Below are 8,780 nucleotides of genomic sequence, written 5' to 3' on the forward strand. Positions count from 1 at the left end.
CTAATTATGAACTCGATCCACATAGTCACTTTATGACAAAGGAATTGGTGGAAAAATTCGTATAACAAGCAATTTAAGCAGACTGTCAACGCTTGGCATTTTCAACTCGGTTTAGCTTCAGTGATTAAGGTGGTAAGTTTGAGTGTATTGGTAGCGTTGTCAGCTACTTAATTGGGCGTTAAGTTTTTTTGGAGTTTAGATGACATCTATAGTTTGCTGGAGAAACGTAGAACAAGAAAAAAGTCCTGCTTGGGTTATGTGGGATGGCTTGTGGGCTGTTAGTGATACAAGGGTATCGGATAGCGGCTCAGTCATGACTGATAATTGTCCAAAAGTAACCTCGATATCAGCGTTTACTTATAAAAATTCAGATATTCATCGAAGCAATCCTAAGTGTTTATTTAGGTTCGGCTTCGGTTTTGCTGGAAGCACATTGATTGGAAGTAATGTTAGAGAAATACTAAGCACTTTTGTTGGTAATCTATCTGAAGTGCATTATTACGATCAGCCTGATTATCCTTATGAAGATAAGCTACCTTCACTTATGGAAATTTCCGAGCTGTGCAAAAAGCTTGGTGAAAAGTATATATCTAGTTTAGGTTTCAGTTTTCCAAGGAGAGTTGGATGTGAGTTTTTAATATTTGGTTGTTGTCCTAAAACAAAAGAGCACCGAACCATAATGCTACGAAATTCACCCGATAATCCCACAGTACTTAATATTATTGAAAAATCATTGAATGACACAGAGTATCTTGTACTTGGTGATCAAAAAGAACGTGTAGCGACTAAAATTGAAGCCATAAAACATCAACTCGTATCGAAAGGTAAGCAAGTACGTAATGCTCCAATATATGCACTTGAGTCTATTTTGGAAGAGGACAATGGAACTATTGGCGGCTTCCTTCAATTATGCATATCGACCGTTGTTGATACTAAACAGTTTTTTATATCGACAGATAAAAATGACAAAAATAACTACCAAGTTGCGGGGTTTAGTTTAATGAGCGAGCTTTCTACACTTGGTGGTTTTTCGGTATTTATGCCCGGTGGTCTATCAATCCCAAGGTTAGTCGAATAAAAACTTAACAAGCAATTTAAGAGTGATTCCCCACGCTTGGCATTTTCAGTTTGGGGCAATTTTAGTGATTACGGTGTTCCAGTTGAGTGTCGTGGTAGCGTGGCTCACACCTTAATTGGGCGTTATAAAGCTAGCTAAGCGTAAGCTGTTTATGTATTCATATGGTATAGTGTATTTATTGATTTTAGATCTATAGATATATATGAAATACTTAAAATTGTTAGCACTTACTAGCTCTTTATTTGTGATTGGTTGTTCAACGACCCCTACTGAGACTTCTGCTCAAGTAACGGAGTATGAATCAATAGAACAAATGAATAAATTTGCGAATTGCACCGCTATTGACGCTGTGAATGACACATACGATGTAACTTTGCATTCGCCTTGGGGGCGAAAAAGAGCTGCTCATATACGCCTTAAAGAAGCTGCATACTTGAAAGGTGCAAATGCAGTAATAATGACGTCTAACAACTATGGTGTCGTTACTGATCAGGTGCAAGGTGTAGCTTATAAATGTAGCTATGGTCAAAAATAGCTTTATAACAAGCAATTCAAGCTGACAGCCAACGCGCGGCATTTTCAGTTCCAAATTGTTTGGGTGTAATCGGCGCGTTGCTTTGAGTTCAGGTTTGCGTTGGTCTGCAACTTAATTGGGCGTTATATGCCCGATTGGGTTCAAATTTAATATTAAGGATAATAAAATGAAACAAGGGTTAGTTGTAATTGATGTTCAAAATGATTATTTTTCTGGCGGCTCAATGGAGTTAGTTGGGATAGATGAAGCAGCTTTAAATTGTAACCAGTTGCTCAATGCTTTTCGTCAAAAGAACGCACCAGTTTTTCATATTCAGCATGTTGCAACAAGAGAGGGAGCAACGTTTTTTGTACCAAATACTGTTGGCTGTGAAATACATGAAAGTGTAAGACCTCTTGATAATGAAATAGTAGTTATCAAACACTATCCAAGTTCATTCCGTGAAACTGAGCTAAATGAAACCCTAAAAAATGCAGGCGTCGATGAACTCACTATTTGTGGAGCTATGACTCATATGTGCATTGATACCACAACGCGTGCTGCGTTTGATTTAGGTTATAAATGCAATGTAATTTCAGATGCTTGCGCTACGCGAGATTTAGAATTTAATGGTCAGTCTGTAAAAGCTGCAGAGGTTCAGGCTGCGTTTATGGCTGCATTAAGTGTTCCGTTCGCTGATATTTCATCAACAGAGAAATATTTGAGTATAGTGAAATAGCATATAACAAGGCGTTTAAGACAGATTCCCAACGCTCGGCATTTTCATTTTAAGTCGAGTTTTGCGTTTACGGTGCAATGGTTTTGGTTAGGTGGTAGGCGTTGCTCACTACTTAACGCGGCGTTAGGTGTTTCGAGGAAATATTTCGTGAGAGAGTGTATTAAGTTTTGGTGGTGGATAGCAAAAAGCGTCTGGATCTGCCTTTTTATTGGTTGGTCTGCTGTAGTCGTATCTTATGTTATCAATTGGGAATTCGAGTCATCTGGTGGGGTGTTGATCTGTTTCGTTATTATAGCAGAGCTGTTTTTTAACCAACGGGAGCTATATGTTGGTTTGGAGCGTTCAACGGATCGTGATAATGAACATGGTTTGTATTTACCCCGTTTTTTTCGTCGCAAGATTCGAGAACAGGCAAATAAACAAAACAAACAGCCGTGGGAAATTGCCACTAACGTAAGAAATAAAGTCCATATCATCATGGCTATTTCGCTGATTATAGGTACGTTAGTTTCAGGTTATGGAGAGTATTTGCAATAGCTGATATTACACACCTAACAATCTGTTTAAGAGTGATTCGCAACGCGTGGCATTTTTACTATGCGTTGGTTTTAGTGTTTAAGGTGGTATGCGGTAGCATCGGTATTGCGTTGCTCACACCTTAACAGGGCGTTATGCTCTATTCTGAAAATTGTAAATTTTAGCGCTTTATCAATGGTTTGATAGACTTGTGACTTGATGGTAAAGGAGGGTTGTACATGGGAACAATAATAGGATTAGCCGTTTTAGCTGCGATAGATTGGTATATTGTTCGTAAAACAGGACTTCATATACATCAGCTAATTGCTAAAAAGTATGCAGTGTATTTAGATGGTAAAGAAAATCGCAAATAAAGTTTTTTGGGCAACAGCCAACTCGATATTGCGTGTAATTTTTACTCTGTGGGCATGAATGACAAATTGGTATTACTTCATAGTGGAACAACGTGGGGTTTTGAAAATCTGGCTACTGCGCCTGCTGATAGCACAAGCATAACAAAGCGTTCAAGACGGACTCCCAACGCATGGCGTTTTCGGGTCAATTTAGTTTAAGTGTTTATGTCACAATGGTTTAGGTAAGGTGGTTAGCGTTGCTCGCCACTTAACGCGGCGTTATGTGCAAGGAGGCAATATGACTAAAATCTACCTGTTTGATTGGGGTAATACTCTCATGGTCGATTTCCCTGACCAAAAGGGGAAAATGTGCGATTGGGTAAAAGTTCAAGCTGTGGACGGAGCATTACGAACACTTCAAGAGTTATCAAAAAGCCACCGGGTTTATATTGCAACAAATGCAGCCGACTCGTCCGAAACTGATATTAAGTTGTCATTTGACAGGGTGGGTTTGTCTCCTTATATATCGGGTTACTTTTGCAAAGCGAACCTTGGTATCGGTAAAGGTACCTCAGAATTCTTCCACAAAATCATCAATGTTTTAAATGTTGAACCGGAGTCAATAATCATGGTTGGGGATACATATGAAAAAGATATTGAGCCTGCAATTTCAGCCGGTATTAAAGCCATTTGGTTTAACTCTAAGTGTATGAATAATTCAGTTTCTAAAGATGTAAAACAAATCAATCACCTGTTGGAACTTTGCACATAACAAGCAATTTAAGCAGACTGTCAACGCTTGGCATTTTCAACTCGGTTTGGTTTCAGTGATTTAGGTGGTAAATTTGAGTATATTGGTAGCGTTGTCAGCTACTTAATTGGGCGTTATGCGTCCGTGAGCCCGTTCATATAATCGATTTGAACGGACTTCATTTTACTTATTTTGTTTGAAATGCTTCTAAGGTGTGCATAGCAGAATAAACCATTGCTCGTTCGTGTTCACTAATGAGCTCTAGATTTACTCGTTCAACCCTATTTATGAGGCAAAGGCAAACCGCAGCCTCAACTTCATTATTCGGATTGATGCTCCCTTTCATTACCTCAGCAAGGTAAGCAGCCAGAGAAATTAAAGCACTGTAGAATATTTTCACTTCTTGTTTTTTTGCTACTTCAAAATTTTCAGCAGGGATGGAGGCAACAACAGCATTGATAAAAGTTTGTTTGCGTACTGATCTATTTAAAAAACTATCGACCTCTTGGTCAAACTGAGCACCAATATCAGCCTGGACTTTAGCTGTGTATAACCTATTACCTATTGCGTTAAACATCGAATGTTTCCTTAATATTAGCACTTTAATTGGAACGATATGTCATTAAATAAAATTTAAAAATCAAGTCGTTGTGTGTGTTAGTGTGGCTAGTGTTGGAAATATTGAAGCCTGACGAACAGTCGCATAACAAAGCGTTTAAGAGTGACTCCAAACGCGTGCCGGTTTCGCTTCGCTCAAGCATGGCACACTTGTTTGTCGCACCTTAACGCGGCGTTATGTGCTTATCAGAAAATAGGTGTAACTCATTGGATAAAATTACTTTTTTCTCGCGAATGGAACGTCAGATATTGGCAGGTCGGAAGGTTGCGACTATTCGTGATAAATCAGAAAGCCTTTACTCTATTGGACAGGTTGTTGAGGCTTATACGTACGAAGACAATCGAAAAATCTGTAACCTAGAAATTCTAGGTAATGAACCAGTAGCTTTCGAACAACTTAATCAAATGCATGCCAAAGCTGAGAATCTACCATTTGTTTTTATTCTCAAATGGATCCTTCGCAAAATCTATCCAAACGAAAATGGCTTGTATTTCATAACATTCAAAGTATTAAAGTAAATGGTGAGCTTTCTACTTATCGCAACTACGCACATAACAAGCAATTCAAGCAGACTGTCAACGCGTGGCATTTTCAACTCGATTAGCTTCAGTGATTACGGTGGTGAATTTGAGTGTATTTGGTAGCGTTGTCAGCTACTTAATTGGGCGTTATGTGTTAGGAGGAAACTATGGGAAGACGCTATAGGCGTAGATCACACGGTTCTGCGATAGTTAGTGATTCGGTGTATATAGCGGCTAGATTGCCTTGGTGGGCTGCAATTTGTTTCGGGTTTATATCTTTCCTAATTTTCTATTTCGGCTTTCCTGCATTTCTTGAAAGTAAGGCATCAGAATTGAATGGTAGTGCTGTTTCACAAGCATTTGAGTCAATCTTTATGCGTCGGATTCACTGGTTTGAGTGGCTTGGAATAGCTTGTGGTTTAATCGGTGTGTTTTTTGGTTTCCGTAATTATTTAGCGTCATCTTATGCAGGGTATGAAGAGCGCGGATTGGTTGCGTTTATCGCCAAAATTATCAGTAGAAACATCAACTAACACACATAACAAGCAATTTAAGCAGACTGGCAACGCTTGGCATTTTTAACTCAGTTTAGCTTCAGTAATTTCGGTGGTAAATTTGAGAGTATCAGTAGCGTTGTCAGCTACTTAATTGGGCGTTATGTGATTGATTGTAAGGTAGTTATGACTATTAATATTTTAAGCGACAGTATTGACTTCTCAAAGAATCGTATTGTTAAAATTGATCTACTAAGAAACAATAAATACCATGCTTATTCCGCTGCTATTTATTGTTCGCTGATTGAATTAGCTCAGTCTTTTGAGCTGCTTTCATCTAAAGGTTTAGAAACGGGTGCACTAGCGATTTATCGTTCATTTCTGGAACATTATGTTGACTTGGTTAATTTGAGAGGTGATGAAAAATACATCAATGTCATGGAGCTTGATGATGCGAAATCCCGCCTTAAGCATCTTCAGCAAGCTGAAGCTGGAAACCTATATATGTCATCTCTACTTCCACTCGTTGATGAAAAAATTCCGTTGATAGAGAAAGAGATTAAGTATCTCCAAGATCTGTTAGGGAAAAAACACGTAACTATTTTGGAAAAGTTCCAATTGGCGACCATGGAAAGTGAGTACAAGGGGCTATATTCATATTTGTGTGGTGATGTGCATAGCTCAATAAGTTCTTTGTTCCATCGTCACTTTAGAGAAACTGAAGACAAAACGACTTATTCACTAGTTCTTAATGGCAGTGAAACTTCTGATAGTGACATTTTTTATTATGGGAATATGGCACAATATCTGACTCATGCTGGTTTAATGCTCTGTCAGATAACTGATAATGCATTACAAAGTGAGTTTGAAATCTTTATGCAGGAAATTTGGGAAAGTGCGGTGTAAAAATCACATAACAAACAATTTAAGCTGACAGCCAACGCGTGGCATTTTCAGCTCCAATTGGTTTGGGTGTAATCGGTGCGTTGCTTTAGGTTCAGGTTTGCGTTGGTCTGCAACTTAATTGGGCGTTATGTGAATAGGAGTTTTCAATGGACAAGGTAGTTAAGAATCGTTTCGAAGAATATCCCGAAAACGTCCGACTAAGACTGGAGGAATTACGAACTTTAATCCTCAAGCTTGCATCCGATTTGGAACTAGGTGAAGTCGAAGAGTCACTGAAATGGGGTGAGCCGAGTTATAGTGTCAAAAAAGGCAGCCCAATTCGAATTGATTGGAAAATGAAATCGCCAAACCAATACTTTTTGTTCTTCAACTGCCAAACTAAGTTAATCGATACATTTAGAGAACTGCACAAGGGCACGCTGGAATTTCAAGGCAATAGAGCAATTGTCTTAAGTTTATCTAATCCGTTGCCTGAGTCGGCAATCAATAACTGCTTAGAGCTTGCCTTAACCTATCAGCAGCGAAAACATTTGCCACTTCTAGGCGCGTGATAGGAATTCACATAACAAACAATTTAAGCAGACAGCCAACGCGTGGCATTTTCAGTTCCAATTGGTTTGGGTGAAATCGGTGCGTTGCTTTAGGTTCAGGCTTGCGTTGGTCTGCAACTTAATTGGGCGTTAAGTTACAAGGATAGTATCGTGGAAATAAAGGAAGTAAAAACGACTTTTGGTTTGGTTGAACAACTAAATTTATTGCTAGTCGACTGTATAGAAAGTGGAGCTTCTGTTGGCTTTTTAACTCCAGTTGATGAGCTCGAAGTTGAATCATATTGGTCGTCTGTAGGACTAGAGCTTGAGTTAGGTGAAAGAAAATTATTTATTGCATGTGAAGGCGAAAATATAATAGGCGCAGTTCAATTATCACTTTGCTCTAAACCAAATGGCTCGCATCGAGGCGAAGTTGAAAAACTGATGGTTCATACTGGTGCTCGAGGTAAAGGTGTGAGTAAAGCGCTAATGTCAGCAATGGAAGGGGTAGCATGTGAAACTGGTTTGTCATTACTTGTACTTGATACACGTTTAGGCGATGTTGCATCTTCTCTGTATCGTGCAATTGGTTACACAGAGGCAGGTCAAATTCCTCAGTTTGCGCGTAGCTCGACAGGTGAGCTTGAAGGTACCGTTTACTTCTTCAAAATATTGTAACTTAACAAGCAATTTAAGCAGACTGTCAACGCTTGGCATTTTCAGCTCGGTTTAGCTTCAGTGATTTAGGTGGTAAATTTGAGTGTATTGGTAGCGTTGTCAGCTACTTAATTGGGCGTTATGTGCAAGGAGGCACAATGAATTTAGGTGGTTGCCTTTGTGGGCAGATAAAATACAGTGTTGACGGCGAAATAGGGGACGTAGTCCATTGCCACTGCAAGACCTGTCAGAAGGCTCACTCTGCTGCTTTTTCAAGTGTAGCGGCTGTAGCAGATTCGAATTTTAATCTCGTATCGGGTACTTTAAAAAATTACGAGTCGTCCAAAGGTAAGTTTCGATATTTTTGTGGTAACTGTGGCTCTCAGATCTATGCTAAACGAAATGGCACACAGCATATAGTGCTCAGAATGGGGTCATTGGATAGTGTTCCAAATGTGAAAGAGTCGAGTCATATTTGGCTGTCTCAAAAGGCAAGTTGGTACGAGGTTACAAGTGATTTGCCTCAGCACCAAGAGTTTGAGTAAGCACATAACAAGCAATTTAAGCAGACTGTCAACGCTCGGCATTTTCAACTTGGTTTAGTTTCAGTGATTTAGGTGGTAGATTTGAGCGTATTAGTCGCGTTGTCAGCTACTTAATTGGGCGTTATATTTGTTTTAATTTCAGAGGTTTAATCGGGAAATCTGATTTTAAAATAATGTTTGTTCAGTCAGGTTCTTTGCTTTGAAAAATCAGTTTCTTTCTTTAAATATCTATTCTTCAACCCGATTTATTCGTTGTTCTTTTAGCGGTTGCCAAATCGCTGGGATCGTATTTGAATCAGCGTGTCTTCCATCGGTTTAATGTCCGCACCTTTGAAAGTATCGGCTTTGAAACTTGGTTTTATGTTGACGGTTAACGGGGTCATTTACGGTGAGCTTTTCTGTATGAAATGGTTTTTCAAATACGTTTACACCTCAATCCTTTCCCAATTGCATCGCGTGAGAATCTAAAAATATAACAAGCAATTCAAGCAGACAGCCAACGCGCGGCAGTTTTACTTTCAATTTGGTTTCAGTGATTTAGGTGTTATGGTTGAGCG

At 39.1% G+C, this 8,780-nt stretch carries 13 protein-coding genes; 12 read left to right on the forward strand and 1 reads right to left on the reverse strand.

Annotation, left to right across the window (positions count from 1 at the left end; all coding sequences use genetic code 11):
- The first annotated feature begins 199 nt into the window (after positions 1–199).
- From F0226_RS21620 to F0226_RS21645, 6 genes are all read left to right on the forward strand, one after another.
- Entirely contained in the window at positions 200–1,078 is an 879-nt protein-coding gene (locus tag F0226_RS21620; RefSeq protein WP_171737569.1) for a hypothetical protein, read from the forward strand.
- Between the two features lie 202 nt (positions 1,079–1,280).
- A complete protein-coding gene (locus F0226_RS21625; RefSeq protein WP_171737570.1) occupies positions 1,281–1,613 on the forward strand; it encodes a hypothetical protein in 333 nt (110 codons plus the stop codon).
- Between the two features lie 166 nt (positions 1,614–1,779).
- Complete coding sequence (locus F0226_RS21630) at positions 1,780–2,331, forward strand: cysteine hydrolase family protein (RefSeq protein ID WP_171737571.1); 552 nt, start codon at positions 1,780–1,782, stop codon at positions 2,329–2,331.
- Positions 2,332–2,478: 147 nt separating this feature from the next.
- On the forward strand, positions 2,479–2,868 hold the full coding sequence (locus F0226_RS21635; RefSeq protein WP_171737572.1) for a hypothetical protein: 390 nt from the start codon (positions 2,479–2,481) through the stop codon (positions 2,866–2,868).
- 218 nt (positions 2,869–3,086) lie between these two features.
- Positions 3,087–3,221 carry a hypothetical protein gene (locus tag F0226_RS22720; protein ID WP_301338169.1) on the forward strand — a complete coding sequence of 45 codons (135 nt, stop codon included), beginning with the start codon at positions 3,087–3,089 and terminating at the stop codon, positions 3,219–3,221.
- Between the two features lie 277 nt (positions 3,222–3,498).
- A complete protein-coding gene (locus F0226_RS21645; protein ID WP_171737573.1) occupies positions 3,499–3,972 on the forward strand; it encodes an HAD family hydrolase in 474 nt (157 codons plus the stop codon).
- A 166-nt stretch (positions 3,973–4,138) separates the two neighbouring features.
- Here the strand turns inward: F0226_RS21645 and F0226_RS21650 are convergent, their stop codons facing one another.
- Positions 4,139–4,528 (reverse strand): hypothetical protein, encoded by a 390-nt coding sequence (locus tag F0226_RS21650; protein ID WP_171737574.1) that lies wholly within the window; start codon positions 4,526–4,528, stop codon positions 4,139–4,141.
- 248 nt (positions 4,529–4,776) lie between these two features.
- Between F0226_RS21650 and yqfB the strand changes: the two genes are divergently transcribed.
- The 6 genes from yqfB (at position 4,777) to F0226_RS21680 (ending at position 8,223) form a co-directional block, all read left to right on the forward strand.
- Positions 4,777–5,088: a N(4)-acetylcytidine aminohydrolase gene (gene yqfB, locus F0226_RS21655; protein WP_253820888.1), complete on the forward strand. Its 312-nt coding sequence runs from the start codon at positions 4,777–4,779 to the stop codon at positions 5,086–5,088.
- A 170-nt stretch (positions 5,089–5,258) separates the two neighbouring features.
- Positions 5,259–5,624 (forward strand): hypothetical protein, encoded by a 366-nt coding sequence (locus tag F0226_RS21660; protein WP_171737576.1) that lies wholly within the window; start codon positions 5,259–5,261, stop codon positions 5,622–5,624.
- Positions 5,625–5,771: 147 nt separating this feature from the next.
- The gene (locus tag F0226_RS21665; protein ID WP_171737577.1) at positions 5,772–6,491 is read left to right on the forward strand and encodes a DUF5677 domain-containing protein; all 720 of its coding nucleotides are present in this window, start codon (positions 5,772–5,774) and stop codon (positions 6,489–6,491) included.
- Positions 6,492–6,637: 146 nt separating this feature from the next.
- The gene (locus F0226_RS21670; protein WP_171737578.1) at positions 6,638–7,042 is read left to right on the forward strand and encodes a DUF1801 domain-containing protein; all 405 of its coding nucleotides are present in this window, start codon (positions 6,638–6,640) and stop codon (positions 7,040–7,042) included.
- 150 nt (positions 7,043–7,192) lie between these two features.
- The gene (locus tag F0226_RS21675; RefSeq protein ID WP_171737579.1) at positions 7,193–7,699 is read left to right on the forward strand and encodes a GNAT family N-acetyltransferase; all 507 of its coding nucleotides are present in this window, start codon (positions 7,193–7,195) and stop codon (positions 7,697–7,699) included.
- Between the two features lie 137 nt (positions 7,700–7,836).
- Positions 7,837–8,223 carry a GFA family protein gene (locus F0226_RS21680; protein ID WP_171737580.1) on the forward strand — a complete coding sequence of 129 codons (387 nt, stop codon included), beginning with the start codon at positions 7,837–7,839 and terminating at the stop codon, positions 8,221–8,223.
- Positions 8,224–8,780 lie beyond the last annotated feature (557 nt).

Origin of the sequence: Vibrio sp. 99-70-13A1 (genome assembly GCF_013114625.1) — a bacterium.
In the GTDB taxonomy this organism is placed as follows: domain Bacteria; phylum Pseudomonadota; class Gammaproteobacteria; order Enterobacterales; family Vibrionaceae; genus Vibrio.

What these genes read in the sequence shown, in the direction of transcription:
- F0226_RS21625 (WP_171737570.1), top strand. Translation starts at nt 1,281, where the DNA reads ATGAAATACTTAAAATTGTTAGCACTTACTAGCTCTTTATTTGTGATT.
- F0226_RS21645 (WP_171737573.1), top strand. Translation starts at nt 3,499, where the DNA reads ATGACTAAAATCTACCTGTTTGATTGGGGTAATACTCTCATGGTCGAT.
- F0226_RS21670 (WP_171737578.1), top strand. Translation starts at nt 6,638, where the DNA reads ATGGACAAGGTAGTTAAGAATCGTTTCGAAGAATATCCCGAAAACGTC.
- F0226_RS21620 (WP_171737569.1), top strand. Translation starts at nt 200, where the DNA reads ATGACATCTATAGTTTGCTGGAGAAACGTAGAACAAGAAAAAAGTCCT.
- F0226_RS21680 (WP_171737580.1), top strand. Translation starts at nt 7,837, where the DNA reads ATGAATTTAGGTGGTTGCCTTTGTGGGCAGATAAAATACAGTGTTGAC.
- F0226_RS21660 (WP_171737576.1), top strand. Translation starts at nt 5,259, where the DNA reads ATGGGAAGACGCTATAGGCGTAGATCACACGGTTCTGCGATAGTTAGT.
- F0226_RS22720 (WP_301338169.1), top strand. Translation starts at nt 3,087, where the DNA reads ATGGGAACAATAATAGGATTAGCCGTTTTAGCTGCGATAGATTGGTAT.
- F0226_RS21630 (WP_171737571.1), top strand. Translation starts at nt 1,780, where the DNA reads ATGAAACAAGGGTTAGTTGTAATTGATGTTCAAAATGATTATTTTTCT.
- F0226_RS21650 (WP_171737574.1), bottom strand. Translation starts at nt 4,528, where the DNA reads ATGTTTAACGCAATAGGTAATAGGTTATACACAGCTAAAGTCCAGGCT.
- F0226_RS21665 (WP_171737577.1), top strand. Translation starts at nt 5,772, where the DNA reads ATGACTATTAATATTTTAAGCGACAGTATTGACTTCTCAAAGAATCGT.